General features: G+C 40.5%; 24 protein-coding genes and 1 pseudogene. 5 read left to right on the top strand and 20 right to left on the bottom strand.

Translation table 11 applies throughout. The features are described from left to right. Positions 1–3: 3 nt before the first annotated feature. The 14 genes and pseudogenes from MHH23_RS08700 to MHH23_RS08635 form a co-directional block, all read right to left on the bottom strand. Positions 4–1,020, bottom strand: a complete 1,017-nt coding sequence (locus tag MHH23_RS08700) for a serine hydrolase domain-containing protein (RefSeq protein WP_340959319.1) — start codon at positions 1,018–1,020, stop codon at positions 4–6. Positions 1,021–1,030: 10 nt separating this feature from the next. Continuing rightward, complete coding sequence (locus MHH23_RS08695; RefSeq protein ID WP_008342574.1) at positions 1,031–1,480, bottom strand: MarR family winged helix-turn-helix transcriptional regulator; 450 nt, start codon at positions 1,478–1,480, stop codon at positions 1,031–1,033. A gap of 100 nt (positions 1,481–1,580) precedes the next feature. Further along, complete coding sequence (locus tag MHH23_RS08690; protein ID WP_058336605.1) at positions 1,581–2,306, bottom strand: DsbA family oxidoreductase; 726 nt, start codon at positions 2,304–2,306, stop codon at positions 1,581–1,583. Positions 2,307–2,454: 148 nt separating this feature from the next. After that, the gene (gene hxlB, locus MHH23_RS08685) at positions 2,455–3,012 is read right to left on the bottom strand and encodes a 6-phospho-3-hexuloisomerase (protein ID WP_058336604.1); all 558 of its coding nucleotides are present in this window, start codon (positions 3,010–3,012) and stop codon (positions 2,455–2,457) included. Continuing rightward, on the bottom strand, positions 3,009–3,641 hold the full coding sequence (gene hxlA / locus MHH23_RS08680) for a 3-hexulose-6-phosphate synthase (RefSeq protein WP_024718772.1): 633 nt from the start codon (positions 3,639–3,641) through the stop codon (positions 3,009–3,011). Before hxlA ends, hxlB begins: the two co-directional genes overlap by 4 nt. Before the next feature lie 397 nt (positions 3,642–4,038). Beyond that, positions 4,039–4,395 carry a winged helix-turn-helix transcriptional regulator gene (locus tag MHH23_RS08675; protein WP_029708013.1) on the bottom strand — a complete coding sequence of 119 codons (357 nt, stop codon included), beginning with the start codon at positions 4,393–4,395 and terminating at the stop codon, positions 4,039–4,041. A 71-nt stretch (positions 4,396–4,466) separates the two neighbouring features. Next, a complete protein-coding gene (locus MHH23_RS08670; RefSeq protein WP_110487667.1) occupies positions 4,467–5,336 on the bottom strand; it encodes an alpha/beta hydrolase in 870 nt (289 codons plus the stop codon). A gap of 53 nt (positions 5,337–5,389) precedes the next feature. Next, positions 5,390–5,521, bottom strand: coding sequence for a hypothetical protein (locus MHH23_RS08665; RefSeq protein ID WP_340959315.1), 132 nt, complete (start codon positions 5,519–5,521; stop codon positions 5,390–5,392). Between the two features lie 264 nt (positions 5,522–5,785). Continuing rightward, the gene (locus MHH23_RS08660; protein WP_144667373.1) at positions 5,786–6,133 is read right to left on the bottom strand and encodes a YxiJ family protein; all 348 of its coding nucleotides are present in this window, start codon (positions 6,131–6,133) and stop codon (positions 5,786–5,788) included. Between the two features lie 59 nt (positions 6,134–6,192). Continuing rightward, positions 6,193–6,591, bottom strand: a complete 399-nt coding sequence (locus MHH23_RS08655; RefSeq protein ID WP_340960134.1) for a YxiG family protein — start codon at positions 6,589–6,591, stop codon at positions 6,193–6,195. Positions 6,592–6,800: 209 nt separating this feature from the next. Beyond that, positions 6,801–7,400: pseudogene (locus MHH23_RS08650) on the bottom strand (hypothetical protein). Then, complete coding sequence (locus MHH23_RS08645) at positions 7,397–8,017, bottom strand: hypothetical protein (protein ID WP_035702662.1); 621 nt, start codon at positions 8,015–8,017, stop codon at positions 7,397–7,399. The pseudogene MHH23_RS08650 and the gene MHH23_RS08645 overlap by 4 nt, the downstream one beginning before the upstream one ends. A 217-nt stretch (positions 8,018–8,234) precedes the next feature. Continuing rightward, the gene (blaBPU, locus tag MHH23_RS08640) at positions 8,235–9,023 is read right to left on the bottom strand and encodes a BPU family class D beta-lactamase (protein ID WP_340960133.1); all 789 of its coding nucleotides are present in this window, start codon (positions 9,021–9,023) and stop codon (positions 8,235–8,237) included. 115 nt (positions 9,024–9,138) lie between these two features. After that, positions 9,139–10,308 carry an acyl-CoA dehydrogenase family protein gene (locus MHH23_RS08635; protein WP_340959314.1) on the bottom strand — a complete coding sequence of 390 codons (1,170 nt, stop codon included), beginning with the start codon at positions 10,306–10,308 and terminating at the stop codon, positions 9,139–9,141. Positions 10,309–10,428: 120 nt separating this feature from the next. Here MHH23_RS08635 and MHH23_RS08630 point away from each other — a divergent pair, with 120 nt between their 5' ends. The 4 genes from MHH23_RS08630 to MHH23_RS08615 are packed head-to-tail and all read left to right on the top strand — an operon-like array spanning position 10,429 to position 13,495. Beyond that, a complete protein-coding gene (locus tag MHH23_RS08630) occupies positions 10,429–11,217 on the top strand; it encodes an amino acid ABC transporter ATP-binding protein (protein ID WP_082181650.1) in 789 nt (262 codons plus the stop codon). Continuing rightward, positions 11,214–12,074 (top strand): amino acid ABC transporter substrate-binding protein, encoded by an 861-nt coding sequence (locus MHH23_RS08625; RefSeq protein ID WP_340959312.1) that lies wholly within the window; start codon positions 11,214–11,216, stop codon positions 12,072–12,074. Before MHH23_RS08630 ends, MHH23_RS08625 begins: the two co-directional genes overlap by 4 nt. Beyond that, complete coding sequence (locus MHH23_RS08620; RefSeq protein ID WP_008342617.1) at positions 12,071–12,769, top strand: amino acid ABC transporter permease; 699 nt, start codon at positions 12,071–12,073, stop codon at positions 12,767–12,769. The genes MHH23_RS08625 and MHH23_RS08620 overlap by 4 nt, the downstream gene beginning before the upstream one ends. A 12-nt stretch (positions 12,770–12,781) precedes the next feature. Next, positions 12,782–13,495 (top strand): amino acid ABC transporter permease, encoded by a 714-nt coding sequence (locus MHH23_RS08615; RefSeq protein WP_041090876.1) that lies wholly within the window; start codon positions 12,782–12,784, stop codon positions 13,493–13,495. A 40-nt stretch (positions 13,496–13,535) separates the two neighbouring features. Here MHH23_RS08615 and MHH23_RS08610 read toward each other — a convergent pair whose 3' ends face one another. The 5 genes from MHH23_RS08610 to MHH23_RS08590 form a co-directional block, all read right to left on the bottom strand. Then, positions 13,536–14,576, bottom strand: a complete 1,041-nt coding sequence (locus MHH23_RS08610; protein WP_008342621.1) for a 2,3-butanediol dehydrogenase — start codon at positions 14,574–14,576, stop codon at positions 13,536–13,538. Positions 14,577–14,646: 70 nt separating this feature from the next. Beyond that, a complete protein-coding gene (locus MHH23_RS08605; RefSeq protein ID WP_340959311.1) occupies positions 14,647–15,867 on the bottom strand; it encodes an MFS transporter in 1,221 nt (406 codons plus the stop codon). Between the two features lie 374 nt (positions 15,868–16,241). Then, positions 16,242–16,991, bottom strand: coding sequence for a glucose 1-dehydrogenase (locus tag MHH23_RS08600; protein ID WP_340959309.1), 750 nt, complete (start codon positions 16,989–16,991; stop codon positions 16,242–16,244). Between the two features lie 277 nt (positions 16,992–17,268). Further along, on the bottom strand, positions 17,269–18,483 hold the full coding sequence (fdhA, locus tag MHH23_RS08595) for a formaldehyde dehydrogenase, glutathione-independent (protein WP_017367682.1): 1,215 nt from the start codon (positions 18,481–18,483) through the stop codon (positions 17,269–17,271). 425 nt (positions 18,484–18,908) lie between these two features. Further along, positions 18,909–19,511 (bottom strand): class I SAM-dependent methyltransferase, encoded by a 603-nt coding sequence (locus MHH23_RS08590; protein WP_340959308.1) that lies wholly within the window; start codon positions 19,509–19,511, stop codon positions 18,909–18,911. A 267-nt stretch (positions 19,512–19,778) separates the two neighbouring features. On the opposite strand from MHH23_RS08590, the gene MHH23_RS20150 reads away from it, so the two are divergent. Beyond that, positions 19,779–19,904, top strand: a complete 126-nt coding sequence (locus tag MHH23_RS20150; RefSeq protein WP_008342643.1) for a YjcZ family sporulation protein — start codon at positions 19,779–19,781, stop codon at positions 19,902–19,904. A gap of 43 nt (positions 19,905–19,947) precedes the next feature. Here the strand turns inward: MHH23_RS20150 and MHH23_RS08580 are convergent, their stop codons facing one another. Further along, positions 19,948–20,109 (bottom strand): hypothetical protein, encoded by a 162-nt coding sequence (locus MHH23_RS08580; RefSeq protein WP_154666048.1) that lies wholly within the window; start codon positions 20,107–20,109, stop codon positions 19,948–19,950. Positions 20,110–20,249: the final 140 nt, after the last annotated feature.

Genomic DNA, 20,249 nt, shown 5'->3' with positions numbered 1-20,249 from the left:
GGCTCATTTGGCTTTAGGCTCTTGTTCTAGCATATTCATCACGTCATAAGCAATTCGGTCGGGAGAATCTTGCGTGATACGATTGCGATAGTTAGACAAGACGACCACTCCTGTTTTTGAATGCGGGCGGAAACCCATGAAGCTAGAGAAACCAGAAGTTGCACCATTATGGCAAATCAATCCCGTATCATCTATGACCCACCCGAGTCCCATTGACATGTTTTTCCCTATCTTCACCTTTGGCTCGTGGGTCATTTTCCATGGAGAAGCGACGTCTGCACTCATATGCGCAGAGAGAAATGAAAGCAAATCAGTGATCGTCGAACGAATCGCACCAGCCCCTTGATAGTCATGCATCTGAAGCGGAGGAACCTCTTTTCCATTCTCTTGATGACCGAGGATCATCTTCTCTTGGACATCCTCCTTGATCGTAATAAAGGTGTTCAATAGTTTCAGCTCATCCACGATATATTCAGTCAGCAACTCTTCATATGTTTTGTGAAGAGACCATCCCATGATCAATCCGAGGAGCCCCATCCCTACATTGGAGTAACGAGATGGGTATTCTTTTCGCTCATTCCATTTTTTCGAGTGTAACAGTTTCATTAATTCATCAAGGGAGTATTGACAGTACATATCTCTTCTCACTTTTGGAAGGAACCTTAGTTGTAAATCTCTGAGAAAACGATGTGAAGGAAGTCCAGACGTATGGGTTGCCAGCTGTTCCAATTGGATGGGGTGATTCTTTCTTATTTCGGGACAATACAGTGAAATGGAATTGTCTAGCTTCATCTGCCCTTTTTGAATCATGCTTGCCAATATACTTGTCGTAAAGACTTTTGAAATAGAGCCGATTTCAAAAATGACCTCCTCAGGCTGCACGCGCTGCTGTATGGGGTGATCTCCGAAATGAAAAACGTGTCTTTCTCCTTGATGAATCAGTCCGATCACAAGCAGTGCCTGTTTCTTTTTTTCCGTATAAGAAGAGGCAATTCGCTGTACTTCTTGTTTGAGCATCATCAATGGATCATCATCCTTCCCCTTCATTTTGATCTACAATCAATTGATCAAGCTTTGTATAAATGGATGTCAATGTGTTGATCTCTTCGAGGCTTAATTTTGAATAGTATTTTTCAATGATCGCAAGTTCTATCTTTCTCATATTCTCCAAGTACGTCTTTGCCTTTTCAGAAAGTTCAACGTGCAATTCCCGACGATTTTGCGGGTTGATGCTGCGGCGAACCCATTCTTTTTTTTCAAGCGTGTTTAACAACTGGCTCACAGCACTTTGGGTGATGCCTAGTTGCTGAGCAATTTGAATAGGTGAGCTCCCCCCTTTTCGCTCTACGAAATCAAGGACAATGTGCTGTTTATCAGTTAACTCATCAACAAATAACTCTTCAAACTCTAATCGGAGCTTTTGATGGATGCGCGCTTCGATTTGGTTTAATTCTTGGATCATCGTTGTTTTGGATGTCACTGTTATCACCTTCATAATTAAGATAACTTAAGTATAAAGGTATGTTAATTATTAATCAACAAAAATCCCTATCTTTTATCAAAGATAGGGAAAATGCCGATTATACTTCTTCTTTAGGTGAAGGTACTGCACATACGCCATCTGCACATGCTTCTTCAAATGAAGCATCAGCTGCTTTCTCTGTTTGTGCTGCCTCTTCTGTCCAAGCCGTTTCAAGTGCACGAAGGAACGTATCTGCTGGCTGTGCACCAGCAACCGAATATTGATCATTGATCAAGAAAAAAGGCACAGCAGAAATCCCGAGCTGTCTTGCTTCTTTTTCGTCTTCTCGTACATCGTCTGCAAATTCTTGCCCGTCTAGAGCCTTTTGTACTTCGTTCTGATCAAGACCTGCTTTTTCTGCAATATCTAAAAGGGTTTGACGATCACCTACATGCTTTCCATCTGTAAAATACGCTTGAAACAGCTCACCCATGACGAGATCGCCTTTTCCCATTTTTCCAGCATATTGTGCGAGCTGGTGGGCATCAAAGGTGTTTGTCAAAACGAGTGGATCGAATTGAAAATCGATTCCTTTCTCCTTGCCCGCCTGTTTCACCTGTTCATTCATCGCGATGGCCCGGCTACGGCTCATGCCATATTTTTTGACAAGCATATCATGCACATCATAATCCACTGCAACAGGTGCATTCGGATCAAGTTCAAAGCTTTTAAACTCTACTTCTACCTGTTCTTTATGAGGGAATTGCTCAAGCGCTGTTTCCAACTGTTTTTTTCCTATATAACAAAAAGGACAGGCGATATCTGACCATATTTGCACTTTCATCTTCATCTTCCTTCCGTTGCTTACGTTTTTTCTTTCAAGATGTAACTATTATAGTTACATCTTATCCTTTATGTCAAGTGATCCTTCTTTTTAAGTACCATGTATTAAAAAAACCTTTCCTTCAAAAAAGGAAAGGTTTTCATCACGGCTATTCTAAGTTCGCATGGTGACCGTACATTTTATGGGTGTCAAGCTCTTTCATTTCCATCAATCTCAAGATGACCGCATCGTACATAAGAAGCAAAGTTTGCTCAAATAATGAGCCCATCGGCTGAATCGTATGATGGTTTCCTTCATGTTGATCCTTTGGCGCACCTGACAGTAAGATGACTTCATCCGATAGATCAGCTATAGGTGACTCAGCTGAAAGTGTGAACGACGCCACGCTTCCGCCAATCGCCCTTGCCTTTTTGGCGAGCACAAGCAGCGTCTCTGTTCGGCCAGAACCGCTCCCTACAATCAATAAATCCTCAGATGTAAAAGCAGGCGTATTCGTTTCACCGATCACATAAGCTTCGACACCAATATGCGTGAGTCTCATCGCAAACGATTTCCCCATCAAACCAGACCTGCCAGCCCCTGCGACGAAGACCTTTCGAACCGCTAAAATGCTTTTGACAAGCTGCTCTGCTTGTTCGTCTTGAATAGCGGGCGAGTGCTCAGAAAGCTCGCTTAGAATCGCTCTCACATAGTCACTTGTTTTCATGATTGTGCAATCAACTGCTTCATTTGTGCAGCCACTTCTGCTTTATTGTCTTGGCTCGCTATGCCGCCGCCGACAATAATCAAATCAGGGTTTAATTTGACGACTTCAGGTAACGTATCAAGTTTAATACCGCCTGCAATCGCTGTTTTTGCCTGTTTGACCACTTGTTTAATGGTCATGAGGTCAGCAAATGAGTTTTGACCAACCGCTTGCAAGTCATAGCCTGTGTGCACACAAATATAATCTACCCCAAGCTCATCCAGCTCTTTCGCGCGGCCGGCGATATCTTTGATACCAATCATATCGACTAAAATTTGTTTCCCTCTTGCTTTTGCTTCCTTCACCGCTCCTTGGATAGACATATCTTCCGCTGCCGCAAGAATGGTGACGATATCCGCTCCAGCTTCAGATGCCTGCTGCACTTCATAACCGGCAGCATCCATAATTTTGAGATCCGCCAGCACACGTAAATTCGGAAACGCCTGTTTAACTTCTTTTACAGCACGAAGTCCTTCGTTGATCACAACAGGTGTCCCAATTTCCACCACATCAATAGACGCTTCTACTTCTTTGATCAGCTCGATCGCTTCTGGTATATTCACTAAATCTAACGCTAATTGTAATTTCATCTACATTCACTCCTGTTTCATCATGTCATCTTCAAGAGCTCCGCGGATGATGCATCTTGAATCTTTCTTGCATGAAACGAGTATAACAACAGGAATGGCGCAATCCTAGTACGCACTTTTTTTTTACATACTATACTTTTTCGCATATGGGCACAAAAAAGATACTGTCTTTCGACCAGTATCTCAGCGTGTAGACAAACCCTCGCATTCGGTGTCAGTCCTGCGTGCTGGTGCTCACGAATGTGACATTCGCTCCGCGCCAGTACTCGTCCTTCCTAGGGCTGCAAAGGTTTTCTATCACGCTGAAAGGAAGACAAAGGGCTAAAATCAATTCATTTTAGCCCTTTGTCAACAATCTGAAATACTGTCTTTCGTTCAGTATCTATTGTAGGTATTTCTATTTATCGTCTTTTAAGAAATTACTGTCGAGATATTGTTTTCCCCAATCATACATCGCCTCTAAAATTGGCATTAAGCTTTCTCCGAGTTCTGTGAGAGAATACTCAACCTTTGGCGGAACGACAGGATAAACCTCTCGGTGCACAATGTGATCTTCCTCTAATTCTCTTAGCTGATTGACAAGCATTCTTTGCGTAATCCCAGGCATTAACGACTTTAACTCACCAAACCGTTTTGTCCCTTCTCTGCCAAGGTGCCATAAGATCAACATTTTCCACTTACCGCCGATAATATTCAGCGTCAGCTCTTTTTCGCAATTGAACACTTTATTTTCCATACGTGATGACAACAACATACACTCCTTTAATTTCAAACCACTTTATCATATACTTCGGCAAAATGGATTGCCCTAGCATACAGTCTTTGTTATTGATTTTGTTTTTTGACGAAAGCCATCACAGCCTTTGTCATCTCTTGCGCTTCTTTTGGCGCTCTGTCAGATCCAAACCATTTATTTAAATCACTGTGGCTCAGCGAATGAACCCGAAAAACAAACCGTGAGCCTTGATCATGGTTCAGTTTTTCTGCAAATCGGTACACCTCAGGGTTTTCCCAGCCTGTGACCAAATAAACAGGCGGTACATTCGTTTGATTCATATAAGTGACAGGTGATGCCTTTGTCCAGTTCTTCTCGTGTTTGCCAAACACTTTTTTATACGATGGAATGGCTTGTATAAATTGATTGATGTTTAACGGTCCATCTAAAATCACGATAGAATTGATCGTTTTTGGCGACAGCCCCACACGCTTTAAGTAAGTCGAATCTGTTGCAACCAATGCCGTCAAATGACCGCCCGCTGAGTGACCCATGACATTGATTTTTGACGAATCGATTTGATATTCATCTGCATGATCCTTGACCCATTTAATAGCGCTTGCCGTATCATCTGCCATCTGCTCGAAGTTGGCATCAGGGTGAAGCCTGTAATTCATTGAAACAAACACATACCCTTGACCCGTAAAATAATCAGCCTTTGAAGCGACTCTATTCTTATCGCCGCCTGTCCAGCCGCCGCCATGGAGATAGATCATGACTGGATGCTTCTTCTTTTTGTCTTCATCTTTTCCCTTTGGCATATATATATCCAGTGTTTGCTGTTTATTTTGTGTGTCTGCATAATGGATGTTCGTCGTCGGCTTAGGCTGGTTGAAACGGAACACAAAGAATGCGCATACCAATAATCCAGCGATGACCGCCGCAAATAAGAGCCATTTCATGATTCGATTCAATGTCATTGCACCTTTCTGTGTTGGGATGGGGAAGCATGATTCGCACATATGTAGAGCGACTAGCCCGATTCATTTGATACGACTTGTATGACTTGAACCGTTTGACAGTATAAAGAAAAATACTGTTCTTCATAATCTTCGACAAAGTAATTCAAATATTCCCAGCCTCTATCCAAAAGTTGAATGTTCAAAAAAAGATAGGAATCGTTTGTTAACTCCAAATCTTTGATTTGAACAGAAGAGACGTTGGTAAATTTCAGATGAATGTCTGCTTGCAGATTCGGGGAATCATATGGGATGTGTATTACAATACAGTTGATCAAGTCGTAATGTTCATTATACTCTTTAAAGTAGTGAAATTCATTGATTTGCTTTAGATGCTTGATATTGAAATCAGGGATTTGTTTCTGGATTTTTTCATCTAAAAATCATGTCATTGTTTGGCCTCCAAGAGGTTATTGTATAAGTGCAATGATTCGTTTTCTTGTTTCTTCATGGTATTGAACATAGGAATGCAATAAAGGATACGATTCAAGGATCTGTTGATATGATTTGATTTGGGGATATTGCTCTTCAAATGACTGACGTAGCACGTTTAACTGTTTTTTCGGTATTCGTTTATGATCGATCACATAACTTAGGCTACCTGCAACAAGTGAAAAAAATAAATAAAAGTCATCTGAAAATATACCAGTTTCTGCTTCAAAAGAGACGATTTCATCTGGATAAGATGAATCTAATAAGTATTGATAACGTTGTTTTAAATCATCGAATAAACCTTGTTTATCACGGCTGATTCTCATGGATTTTTCCCCAATCTCTCATTGTTTTTAATTCTTATTTAGACGCTAATGAGATCTTCCTATACACTGCAAATAAATTCTTGTGAATCGAAACATACGTTTTTCGATTCTATTGCGAGTAACATCCCATTGATGTTAAATAGAAAATTTGCATTTGAATCAAATTCTTCAAGAAGTACATTTTTAAGGTTCCCTATCACATTAGGATGGTAACTGAATTCAAAAATTTGCCAATTCATCTCTTCTTGTATCAATTCTTCAAATCTATCATTACCTTCACCCCCATTATAATAAAGACTCGCCACATTCATAAATCGCAATTCATGTTGAGTAACTTTATTTAATTCTGATACTTTTAAGCTCAGTACTAATTCTTTTTGAAACAAATCAAATGTGACTCCGAGTACATTAAAACCCCCATCTAGATAATCGATCCATTTTTCTACACTACTAAACAACTCATTCACTCTCTAACGTATTCTCTTGTTTTTTGATAATGAATCCTATTCTGTCACAGGGTTTGTAAATATTCTTCAAATGAAATAAAGTCCACCTTTTTACAGATTCATTTAAAATTTTCTACTTTCCTGTAATAGTAACCTCTGTTTAAATGAAAGGAACCTAATATTTGAATACACAGAACAATGTAGATCGTGAAATTTACCATCTAATTTTTATAGTTTCTAAAGAGTTTATTTTTAAAATCATCAGGAAGTTTTTGATTCGGAAATACAACTGAAACCCAACCTAATACAACCTCATCTAAAGGTCTCCACGTTTTCAACATATGATTGTCCTTGATTTCAATTTTATGAGTTGCTAATACTCCGATTTCATAATCTCTTTCTCCATAAATCATCCATTTCGCAGAAGGAGACACCCATAAGATGCGAGATGCAGTATTCATGATGCTGTCATTCAAACTCTGCTGCGGGTAATCCGCTAAAATATCAAGGTAATCACTAGATGAGATATGTAACGGTATTTTCACCCAAGGATAATAACCAAAATCCTGATAAAAATGATCCATACTTTTCTAATCTTCTAATACAGCCATAAATATATTGTCGTCACCATGAATCAAAGCCACATGCTTTAACATATCCCAGCTGTCATCAGATAATAACCAATGAAATTCTTCAAATAAATAATCATGCTGTCCTGTTTTAAACACTTGTTCAGGGAATGTTTTTTTACAATGAACTAGCGAATGAATAAATGATAAATAATGTTCAAATTCTTTCGGATTAGTGATAAACAATTTTATGCCCCTTTTGAAGAATAATGAGTTGCAAATTGAGTGACATAATCATTGACTTTCTTTTTGTCATTTAATAATAGCTCTAACCAATCTGTTAAGCTAGGATGATCTAATGGTTTCCATCCTTCTTCTAAGAATGTCTTTGGTGCTTTTTTAGATGCCAAACCTAATATACAAATTTCAAGCTCTCTATCTCCCCAAATTGCCCACTCCAAAGAATGAGATAACCAAACAACGATATTTGAGTTAGTGATAATAGCATCAGCTATGGAGCTTTCTGGACTGGTCCATAAGGCATTTACATAGTCCTCACCAGAAATGTCAACACTCGTCCTCAGCCAATTATAATAACCAAATTCCTTCATATAGTATTCTACTGGATCTGGCTTAAGGACCGCCGTTAAAAAGTCCTTATCTTGTGTTAAAACTGATAGCTTTTTTATTGTTGTTAAAACCTCATCACTCAATGCCCAATCAAACTCTTGAAACAAAAAACAATCAAAATTCTTTTGGAATACTTGTTGTGGCAGATGTTCATTTTGATAAAACACATTCTCGACTAAAGACTGATAGGATCTGAATTCATTTTCTGAATGCATAAATAAGTGTTCAAGCCGTTTCAAATCTTTGCTCCTCTCTTTTCACCTTTTAAGACGATCTAGTAGTTTATTTAATTCTTTCTCTGTTTCTTACAGTTTTTAAATAATAGAAACTTCTTTTCTCGTCATTATCCCATTTAAGATATTTTGACAATTATGTCGTTTATATGACATATCCAAACGAATCCATATATCATCATTTTATCAAAAAGTCTCCATTTCTACTCATAAAAAAAGCATCCTAAACGGATGCTTCTACCAAATGATATTTTTTCAAAATACGATAGGTGATTTCTTTTGCTTCTAGTCCGGTGCCTTCTATATTTGTGGTGAAGATGTAGGTTTTGTTTTGATGTTTTATGAAGCCTGCGTACCAGCCGATTCCTGATCCGGAGCCTGTTTTTCCGTATAGCGTGGCGTGTTTCTCTTCTTCTTGTATCATCATTCGTTTGACGGTTCTCATAACAGATAGGTCAAATGGGAGACTTTCTTCATATAGCTGTTTAAGGAAATGGACTTGTTCTACTGGAGAAATGCGCAACGTACTGCTTAGCCAAAATTGATCGATTCCGCCAGATATGTCTTGATTCCCATAATGAATGGCTTTTATCCAATGGCCCATGCGTTCTTTCCCGATGTCACGTGCCATGGCTTGATAATACCAGACGACTGAATCTCTCATACCAGTGCCCAGTGTATGGTCCTTATTCCAGTTATCAATCTCTCTTTTTACTCCGTCCCAATATTTAATGTCATATTCATCTTTAACTGCACCTGTCTGAAGTCCAATTAAGGCATTTGCTATTTTAAACGTTGATTGAGGTGCAAAGCGCTTGTTCGCTCTTTTTTTGTTATACACCCATGGTGATTTTTCTTTTACTTCTTGAATCACAAATGTGCCTTCCCGCTCTTTCATGAATTCATCGACGGACCATTTTGGAGATGTTCCTTCACTTGATGCAGGCTTGCTCATACAAAGTACTGCAAGCATCACGCCAGCAATCAGCCATTTCATCTTCTTTTTTTGCAAACAATCACCCTCTTTGCTCATGATTGCAATCGATTGTAGCATGCCGACTGATCAGAAATAAGAGCCGCTCGTCCTCTTTTTCAATAAAAAAAGCCGGTTTTATCCGGCTTTTTGTTTATTGTACGTTCAATTTTTTCTCTTCTATCGCTTGCTTTGCAATTTTCGAAATCGTCATATCGTCCATTGGTGGGTTATGAAGGCCAGCACGAATGTCTCGATAGTAACGTTGAAGCGGGCAGCTAAGACTTAAGCTTTTTGCACCGACTAAACGCATGGCTTTATCGACCACTTGCAGACTATCATTGACGACTGTATGCTTCACAGCACCGAATTCATTGATTAACAGCTCTCTTTTCTCTGGCTGCTCATATAATGTTGTCGTTGAATAGATGACATGGCGTGCTTGCTTTAGTAGTAAATCAATTTCGCCAATCAGTGTTTGGACATTTGGCAGTTCGCTAATCGTTCCGCTAATACTGTTCGGTGAATGGGTGATGGCATACTGAACAGCATAGTCTCTTGCCGCTTGTGCAATCCCTAAATAGCAGGAAGGAATATGTGCGATCCAAGGGTTTAACGTACCGCCCCGGGGTCCTTTTTGCACTTCAACCAACATGTCATCTGGAACTTCCACATGATCTAGAATTAAATCATGGCTCTCTGTTCCTCTCATGCCAACAACATTCCACGTTTCTTCTATAGAAACACCTTTTGTATCACGGTGAATTAAGAAGAAGCCCATCGCTTCTTTTTCTTCGATCCATACACCGACGAGAAAATATGTGAGTGCTGGTGACATCGTTGTGAATGTTTTCCTGCCACTGATCACCCATTGATCTCCTGATCTCGTTGCAGTTGTTCCAGGTTTGCCTCCTCTTGTTGGACTCCCTGTCTGCGCTTCACTGACAGCCCGGTTCACAAGAGCCCCATTTTTGATTTCTTCAGCAAAAAATTGCAGCTGCTTCTCATTCCATAGTTTCTTTTCATAAATTTCACCTACAACTCCTTGGTGCCAGCCGATCGATAAGGCAGTTGCTCCATCCATACTTCCTAGTGTTTCTTGAAAAAGGACCATATCCTTTACAGATTGACCCCCGCCCCCGTACTCAACAGGCAGAGACAACGTTGTATAGCCCAGTTTAACTAATGATTCGATATTCTGTTTAGGAAAATAGGCACCCTCATCATGTTCTTTTGCAGACTGTTCGATCGTTTCACGAAGGGATTCTAGTTGATTTAGCCAATTTTTTTGAAAATCTGTATCGACAAATAATGCTTTAGACAAAACGTATCCAACTCCTCTGTTTCTCGCAATCTATCATATCCGATTTATCCAATAGGTATTATTAAAACACACTTTACTTATAGGATTTAATGTGTTAAATTTTATCAATATTAAGTACATATGTCAAAGGAACGTGATGCTTTTATGATTTCTGCTACTAATCTACATAAATCCTATGGGTCAACTCATGTGTTAAAAGGAATTGATTTCACCGTACAAGAAGGTGAAGTGGTCGCCATTATTGGACCGAGCGGATCAGGAAAAACAACCCTTCTCCGCAGTTTAAACAGCCTTGATATCCCAGACAAAGGAACGCTGACAGTTGGAGAAGCCACGATTCAATTTGAACAATATCGAAAAAAAGATCTTCTAAAACTCAGACAGCAATCGTCTATGGTGTTTCAGCATTATCACTTGTTTCAAAATAAACGAGCACTTGAAAACATCACAGAAGGATTGATTGTGTCTCAAAACATGTCTAAAAAAGAGGCGAAAAAAATCGGAGAGCAATTGTTAACGCGAATTGGGCTACTTCATAAAAAAGATGCGTTTCCAAGTGAATTATCCGGCGGTCAACAGCAGCGGATTGGGATTGCTCGTGCGCTTGCCATGAATCCTGCGGTGCTTTTGTTTGATGAACCAACGTCCGCACTGGACCCAGAGATGGTCGGAGAAATCCTTGAAATGATGAAAGATATTGCGAGCCAAGGAATGACGATGGTCATTGTGACGCATGAAATCTCGTTTGCAAAGGATGTAGCGGATACAGTGATCTTTATGGCAGATGGGGAAATCGTTGAAAAAGGCTCACCAGAAGACGTCCTGATGAAGCCTCAGCATGAACGAACGAAACAATTTTTATCAAGAATTCATCGCGGGATGTGGCAAGGATTGGAGGAAGACAGATGAAGCGCAAGATTTTATTCACCGCCGCTAGTATCCTTCTGTTTCTCCCCTCTCTCATTGGCTGCAGCAGTGTGAAAACGACAACAGATGATGGCAGACAAATTGTCAAAGTCGCACTAAGCGCAGAAGTCAATCCGCCTTTTTTAGCCACAAATGACCGCAACGAGCCGATTGGCTATAACATCGATTATTTAAATGAAGTCGAGAAACGTTTGCCACACATTCATTTTGATTATATCTTTGGCGAGGAAGAATCCAATTTAATTGGGATCGGCGCTGGGAAATTTGAAATGGCGGCTAATTGGTTTTTTAGTAATCCTGAACGTGAAAAACGCTTTCTTTATCCTAAGGTTCCATACGGCTATTCGATGACAGGTTTAATTGTGAATGAATCAGAGCAAGATATTCAATCTCTAGACGATATGACATCAAAAAAGCTCGCTCCCGTCAGTCCTAGTGGCGGCCTTCGTTCCATATTAAATCAATATAATGAAGAAAATGATCGGAAAATTCCGCTCACGACCATTGAAAGCCCTTCAAACGAACTCAATTTAAAACGAGTCGAAAGTGGACGGTCCGATGCGGCTTTTATGAATATTTCGACCTTTGATACGATTCAAAAACATCTTCACCTGAAAGTCAAAGTGGGTGGCATTGTCTCAAAAGAACCTATTTATCTTGTCTTACAGCCTAGTCAAAAGAAACTAGCATCACAATTGGACCAAGTGACACAAGAGATGATAGAAGACGGAACATTACCTGACCTTGCGAAGAAATGGTTTGGCGTTGATTTCTTTCAAGATATTGACTATATATCAGAGCAAGGCTATCAATATGAAGAAAGGAAGGAAGCGCCATGACGTTTACAGCTGGAGATTGGCTAAGAATCTTTTTACAGGTGGTTGATCGCCTGCCACTCACATTTCTTATGATTGTGGTGTCATTGTTTTTTGCCATCATCATCGGATTGCTGTTTGCTTGCATTCGAATCAAACAAATTCCAGTGCTGAAACAATTGGCGGTCATTTATTTGTCATTTACACGAAGTACACCGCTCATTGTTCAGTTATTCCTCATTTATTTTGGCCTGCCTCAGCTTTTACTCATGGCGGGAATTCAAATCAATCATTGGGATCGTGTGTTATTTGTGATGATCACATTCTCGTTACATACGGGCGCTTATTTATCTGAAGTCTTTCGCAGTGCATATTCCTCTGTTGGGAAAGATCAGCTTGAAGCAGCTTACATTGTTGGGATGACAGATACGCAGGCATTAATGAGGATCATTATTCCGCAAGCCTTTCTCATTGCACTTCCGAACCTCGGAAATTACACCATTGATCTCGTGAAAGATACCGCCATTGCATTTACAATCGGACTCATTGATATGATGGGACAGGTCAAAATCATCCTAGGTAATAACTACGGGATAGGGATGTTTGAAGTGTACGTCATCATTGCAATTGTGTATTGGCTGATTTGCATCAGTATTGAATTGATCACGATGCTACTAGAAAGAAAATTTGTGAAAGGCCGCACCAGCCTGTCACGCTAAGGAGGCGATTTGATGCAAACCATTGATATATCATTTGCGATTGACCAAATACCACATATTCTAAAAGGCGTTCCCTTTACCTTATTGATTGCACTTGTTTCTATGGCTGTGAGCCTTTTGATTGGATCTGTTTTTGCTTTCATTCGCCTCTTTCGTATCCCTGTGCTCCGCCAGCTGGTCACGCTCTATGTCTCATTTTTTAGAGGAACACCTCTCATTGTTCAGTTGTTTGCTTTCTTTTATGGCATTCCATTTGTTCTGACCAAAATGAATAGCACTTTTGGGTTGACCTTTCACCCGGATATGGTCTCCCCACTTACCGTTGCCCTTATCACCTTCAGCCTGCATTCAGCCGCACATTTAACAGAAGTGGTCCGCAGCGCACTCCTTGCGGTAGACAGAGGGCAGCTTGAAGCGGCGAAAATCGTTGGCATGACCACCAGACAGGCGATGATGCGCATTATTTTACCGCAAGCGTTTGTGGTTGCCCTGCCAAACCTAGGGAATCAGCTCATTCAGCTGTTAAAAGCCACATCCCTTTCGTTTACAATTGGTGTACTGGAAATCATGGGGATCTCTCGCATCATTGCAAATGACGGCTACAAATTTTTAGAAACGTATCTTGTCTCTGCTTTGATCTATTGGATGCTTAGTATTTTCTTTGAACTCGCTTTTGCTTTGTTAGAGAAACGAGTCAGCGTGTACGGAAAATCTCTTGGACGTTAAAAAAAGAGAACGGCATCTGCCATTCTCTTTATCGTCCTACTTATTCAGCACTGACTAAAATTTTCACTTGATCTTTTTCATTGATTAATGCATGGAAGCCATCTTCGATCACATCGTCCAACTTGATTTTCTTCGTGACGAGTGTATCTGCAGAGAAATAGCCTTTTCTCATTAAGTTTAATACAGATGGGAAAACATCTCTGTAGCCGATGATTCCTTTGACTGTACGTTCTTTAATGACAATGTCATTCGGCATAATTTCTGCGCCCTTTTCCCAAATGCTTACAATGACTGTCTCACCTGAAATTCTAGTTGATTGGATTGCTTGCTTCAATACAACAGGTACACCTGTCACTTCAAAAGAAACATCGACTCCACCATTTGTACGGCGTGCGATTTCTTGAACAACATCTTCATACTGAGAAGGATCTACAATGATCGCTCCAAGTTCTTTTGCTTTTTCTTGGCGCTCTTTTGATAATTCCACTGCATAAATGTCAGTAGCACCAGCTGCTTTTAATGCTTCAATGACAAGTAAACCGATTGGTCCACAGCCAAACACAGCTGCTGTATCCCCAGCTTGCACTTTACTAGAACGAACCGCATATAAAGCAACTGCAGAAGGTTCAACAAGTGCACCTTGCTCATATGAAATTTCGTCTGGTAACAAATGAAGTAATTCTTCATCGACAGATACATATTCAGAGAATCCTCCACCGCCACCAGCAAGTCCTAAGAAGCCCATGTTTTCATCTAAGTTGTAAGCACCTTGGTGCCCGTGAGTTGCAAAAATAGGTTCAACAACCACTCGATCGCCTACTTTGTAATTACTCACGCCTTCTCCAACTTCTACAATTTCACCAGAGAACTCGTGTCCCAGTGTAATGGGTGCTTTTTCTTTTGTAAGTGGATGAGGTTCATTCACAGGAATGAAGATCGGTCCGCCTAAATATTCATGTAAATCACTACCACAAATGCCGCACCATTTTACTTTCAGTTTCACTTTTCCTGGAGCAACTGTTGGTTCGTCAATTTCCTCTAGTCGAATGTCCTTTTGATCGTGCCAGCGTAGTGCTTTCATTTGTAAGACTCCTTTTCTCATCAATTTAATTAACTTACTTAAATAATGATAACATAATTTTTTTAATTTTCTAAGTAAGATGCACTATTTTTTTGACAGTCAATGGACGAAAAATGACAAAACATAGCAACAGACAAATAAGAAGCATACATAGGCAGCCAATCATGACAGAAGTACGTATCGATAAAACATACGCCAATGCGCCGCATATTCCTGTCATCATCATCGTCAGAACAGCTTCACATAACGCATAAAAACTTGCCACTCTCCCCATAACCTCTACCGGGATATTCGTTTGATAAAAAGTCATAAAACCAGTGTTTGCAAATGCTAAAAAGAAAGCGAGAACAAAAAAGCCAGCTGCTGCGACAGTCAATGTGCTTGAAAAAGCATAGATCAAGTATCCAAAAGCCACAAACAAACTTCCCGCACCAAGCATCACTGAAATAGGCAGCCTTTCGACAATGACCGTATTGAGACATGCCCCTGCGATAATCCCTGCTCCAGCTACACTGACAAGAAATCCATATTCGGTATTGGTCAACATCAGCACTTCCTTTGCAAAAGCTGCTTCAAGTGAGTCAATCGCAGTCGGCAGCACCGTGATGGCGGCACTAAATAATAAATACACGGCCATCACTTGCCGGGATGTGAGACTGAAACGAAATACAAGTTTTGCATCTTCCTTTAATACCGAGAGAGAAAAGCCCTTTTGTGCCCCGGCTGCTTTTGACAAAATCGGTAAACACATCGTCAAAACAGCAGATATCAAAAGGCAGATTGCATTTACATAAATTGAAAGGACTGGTGTACCAATGAGAAAAAGCAACCCTGCTACGGCGGGTCCGAGTAAAAATCCACCAGACTGAAGCAAAGATCGAATGGCATTAAACCGTTTTCGTTTATCCGCCGGGATTAGTGCTGTCATATACACCATCGAAGCTGGATGAAACATGGCTTGTGCCATATGAATGAGAAATAGCATCACATATACGATCAATAAGTGGCCTGAAAATAAGGCAAAGGGTAAACAAGCAATCAGAACGGCCCGGCATAGATCTAGACTGATCATGACATTCCGCTGATTCAGTCTATCTACTAAACTACCAGACCAGCTATTTGTTAAAAGAGCCGAGACAGGTCTTAACATATAGACGGCTGTTACAGCAAGAACGGAGCCCGTTTCCTGAAAAATCAGCAGGTGGAGAGCAATCATATAAATCCATTCTCCTATGTTCGCAATACCAATCGCTCCAAGTAACATGCTCATATCCCGCCAATGTTTTTTCATCGTAGTGCCCTCCTTTTTGTCATCAAAAAAAATCCCGCCCCCAAGACATTTCTGTCTTGAGGACGGGATTGACTCCGCGTTGCCACCTCAGTTCATTCACCTGTTACCAGATGAACCTTAGCAGGTTATCGCTAACCCTTCTCTATAACGGGAGAATGCCGCTGCACCACCATCACAATGAATCCGGTACAGAGCTAAGAGGCTTGGTTCTGTAACGCTTCCCAGCTCCTTCTCAGCTTCACGGAGTTCTCTGTGTGAGGCAGCCATTACATACTCTTCTCTATTTGCGCTTTATCTTTTTTTCATCACGATCTTCAGCTGAATTGTTACATATTGTACTGCGCCTCCGTCAAGGCGTCAATGTTTTTTTCATGTTAATTCGCATAAATCATTTTTCTAGTCATGCCGCCATCAACAACCAAATCTGTTCCTGTCACAAATTGATTGTCTTCATCTGTTAAATAAAAACAAGCTTTGACAATATCCTTTGGCGTTCCTACTCGATTGGAAAGATGCTGCTGATGGTCAATTTCTCGCAGGCTTTTCTTATCCTTCGTTTCAATCCATCCAGGGGAAATGCTGTTTACTGTTATGTGATCCTGACTAAAAGAAGCAGCCAGCGCATGAGTAAGTGCTGATATCCCGCCTTTTGATGCAGCATACGCTTCTGTATGAGGCTCTGACATGGTCGCACGGGTAGATGAAATATTCACAATGGAACCGCCGTTTGGATTCTCTTTGATATAACGTGCCGCTTCCCTTGCACATAAAAAAGCACCTCGTAGGTTTGTATGTAGCACATGATCAAACTCATCAACCGTTAGCTCATAAGGCGATTTTGTACACATAACCCCTGCATTATTGATGAGAATATCGATCGTTTGATAACGAGCCACAGCAGCCGACATGATGTCTTGAATATCCTTCTCTTGTTTCACATCCGTCTTTTTAAAAAAAGCCTCAAAGGACTCCTTTTTCAGCTGATCTTCCAAGCGCTTGCCCTTCTCTTCGTCAATATCCGCAAGCACAACACGCGCCCCTTCTTTCGCATAGCCATACGCAATCGACTCACCAATTCCATTGGCTGCGCCAGTGATGACAACTGTTTTATTGTGAAAATTCATCGTTTATCCTATCCTTTCTCTCATGAGATGTTGTCGTCTATCATACCACTCATGTATACACGATACCTAGTCAACTTATTGAACCATGCCAATCAATTACTTCACCATTAGGTCCTAATAAAGCAAGTGAGGCACTTTTTAATACTTGTTATCTTCATAATCTTTTATGATGATTGTGCTTTTAGCATGAAATGCATCAGAAATAGCAACACCTTTTTATATTTAAAAACACAAAAAACTTACAGGAAAAATCCTGTAAGTTTTTTTCGATGGATCATTATTTAGAAATCATGCCATGCGGGTCAATCACAAATTTCTTCGCCACACCCGAATCAAAATCGCTATATCCTTTAGGGGCCTGATCAAGGGAAATGACGGTCGCATTAACGGCTTTGGCGATTTGTGCTCTTCCGCTTAAAATAGATTTCATCAAGCTGCGGTGATATTGCATGACAGGGGTTTGGCCTGTCACAAAGGTATGGGCTTTGGCCCAGCCAAGTCCAATTCGCACTTTCAGAGATCCAACTTTTGCATCTTCATCCACAGCACCTGGATCTTCTGTAACGTAAAGTCCTGGAATTCCAAGTTTACCGCCAACTTTGGTAATATCCATAATTGTATTTAAAACGGTGGCTGGTGCTTCTCCTTGATCTCCATGACCTGAAGCTTCAAAACCGACACAATCGACCGCACAGTCGACTTCTGGCTCTCCAAGGATGTTTGTCATTTGTTCACCGATTCGATCATGTTTTCGTAAATTAATCGTTTCGCAGCCAAAGCTTCTCGCCTGCTCGAGCCTTTGTTCATTGAGATCGCCGACGATGACAGCAGAAGCGCCAAGGAGCTGAGCGGAATGTGCTGCTGCAAGACCTACTGGCCCTGCACCAGCAATATAGACAGTAGAGCCTGGTTTTACGCCAGCCGAATACGCACCATGAAAACCTGTCGGGAAAATATCGGAAAGCATCGTCAAATCAAGTATTTTCTCCATCGCCTGATCTTTGTCTGGAAATTTAAGCAGCTGGAAATCAGCATATGGCACCATGACGTACTCTGATTGGCCGCCAACCCATCCGCCCATATCTACATAACCATAAGCTGAGCCAGGTCGATCGGGGTTCACATTTAAACACACATGGGTTTTTTGTTCCTTACACATGACGCAACGGCCACAGGCAATATTAAACGGAACTGATACGAGATCACCCTTTTGGATAAACTCTACATCTCGTCCAACTTCAACGACTTCACCAGTAATTTCATGACCAAGGACAAGTCCTTCAGGCGCAGTTGTGCGCCCTCTTACCATATGCTGGTCGCTCCCGCAAATGTTTGTTGTCACCACTTTTAAAATGACGCCATGCTCACACTTACGTCCAACATTGGCTTTAGGTACACCAGGGCCATCCCTTAAAACCAAATCAGGGTATCCAATATCCTCAACTGCTACATTTCCTGCTCCTTTGTAAACGACACCTTTGTTTCCCGACATGTTTTCATTCCTCCCTTTTTGTTTAAAAATGAAGTCTCTCCAAAATTCTCTCTTTCTCGGGCTTTTTCCTTCTTTTAACCGCACATTGACTCAAAAAATAAGTGACAAATGTCTATCTAGGAGAGAAAAATGTATTTTCCAGTCAAATAAAAAAGAAAATATTGAAAAAAAAGCTAAACATTTGCAGAACATTGTCGATATAAGGAATAAGCCAGACAGGTATCCTTAATCGACAAACAAATTCCTTATATATACTATCATTCCTTACACACCTGGCTGGCCCCTACATATGAAATGAATGCAAAAGACTCTTCTTGTGAAGAATCTTTTTTATTGATGAATGATCAATTCCCACATGCAAAAAAGGCCCTTCTGGCGAAGAGCCTTTTTTTGAGTGCTTGTTCATTACCTGGGAAATATTTTCATCATTTTAAGGCTTTGATACAGATGTATGTATCATAATGGTAAACAGAGACGTCTCTAAAGTGATACGCTGAAAAAAGACAGCTGATGTCTTCTTCACTGTACGTTGAAAGAGACTGTGAGCGTTTTTGTTCCTTCATTAGTTCCTGCTTTTGAAAAGATAAGAATACTTCTCCATCCACTTGAAGAACACGATATACCTCTTTCATGACTTGTTCGATATCTGGCAAGCAATAGATGGTCTGCACTGTGAACAATTTATTGAATGATCTGTCTTCAAAAGGTAATTGCTCAGCTTTTCCAAGTGTGATAACGGCTTTTTCCTGCTCGACAAGCCTCTTATGTTTTCTTTTCGCGTATTTTACCATATGACGCGAAGCATCGATTCCATATACTTTCCCTCGGTCAAGTTTTTCCGCTACTTTAGATAATGTCATACCTCTTCCAGTACCAATTTCTAAAATCCGGTCGTTTTCTTGTATATTTAAGAGTTGAATCGTCCATTGATTGATATTATGATGATTTTTTTCCATATAGCGGGCAACCCATTTTGAGAACAAGCCCTTTGGTTCCCTCATTTGTTTTCCAATCCAGCTTTGAATCAATGTCAACACCTGCTTTGCACCAGTAAATAAAACTATTTACGAATTTTCTTACTTTTCATATCGGCTCTCGCCTAACAAAAGTTAAGACCTAGTCCTAATTTCTTTGTCTTTTATTAGACGGCACCTTTTCTGAAAATGTTTCGCACGTAATGAAAAATATTTAAACAAATAGGCATTTTCATTAATTGTGCTCAGATTGATTTCGTTTTCCGCATGAGCTGCATATTTTATGAATGTATCTTGATTAGATAAAGGTGGTGCTAGATTATGGGCTTTGGCGGTTATTCTGGAGGCTACTGCGGTGGCTACGGTGGCGGTTTTGCAGGCGGATTCGCATTGCTTGTTGTACTGTTCATTTTGTTAATCATCATCGGTGCAAGCTGGATTTGCTAATGTAAAAGGAGCAGGAAACGATAACGTTTCCTGCTCCTTTTCTTTAATACCAATAGGTTGGATAATTGTACATATAGCGTCTGAGCATTTCTTCTTGCTCTCTTTGCATTCTGTATGGATTGCCGTATCCGTGCTTTAAAGAATGCGGAATAGACGCATACCCGTGCCCCACTGACGGAAACCTCATATATGGTGACATCGACATTCATTGATCACCTCACAATCTCCTTTTACGGTTATCATATGTGCAGGTGATCAATGTGGAGCGTGTCTAAACCTGGTCCTTCTCCCTTGTATAACAATCAAGCATTGCAAGCATCATAAACATGTCAATCTCCTCCTTTT

This window comes from Bacillus sp. FSL K6-3458, assembly GCF_038005045.1.
In the GTDB taxonomy this organism is placed as follows: Bacteria; Bacillota; Bacilli; order Bacillales; family Bacillaceae; genus Bacillus; species Bacillus altitudinis.
Note: the sequence above shows the minus strand (reverse complement) of the source record. Positions and strands in the feature narration are given on the sequence as shown.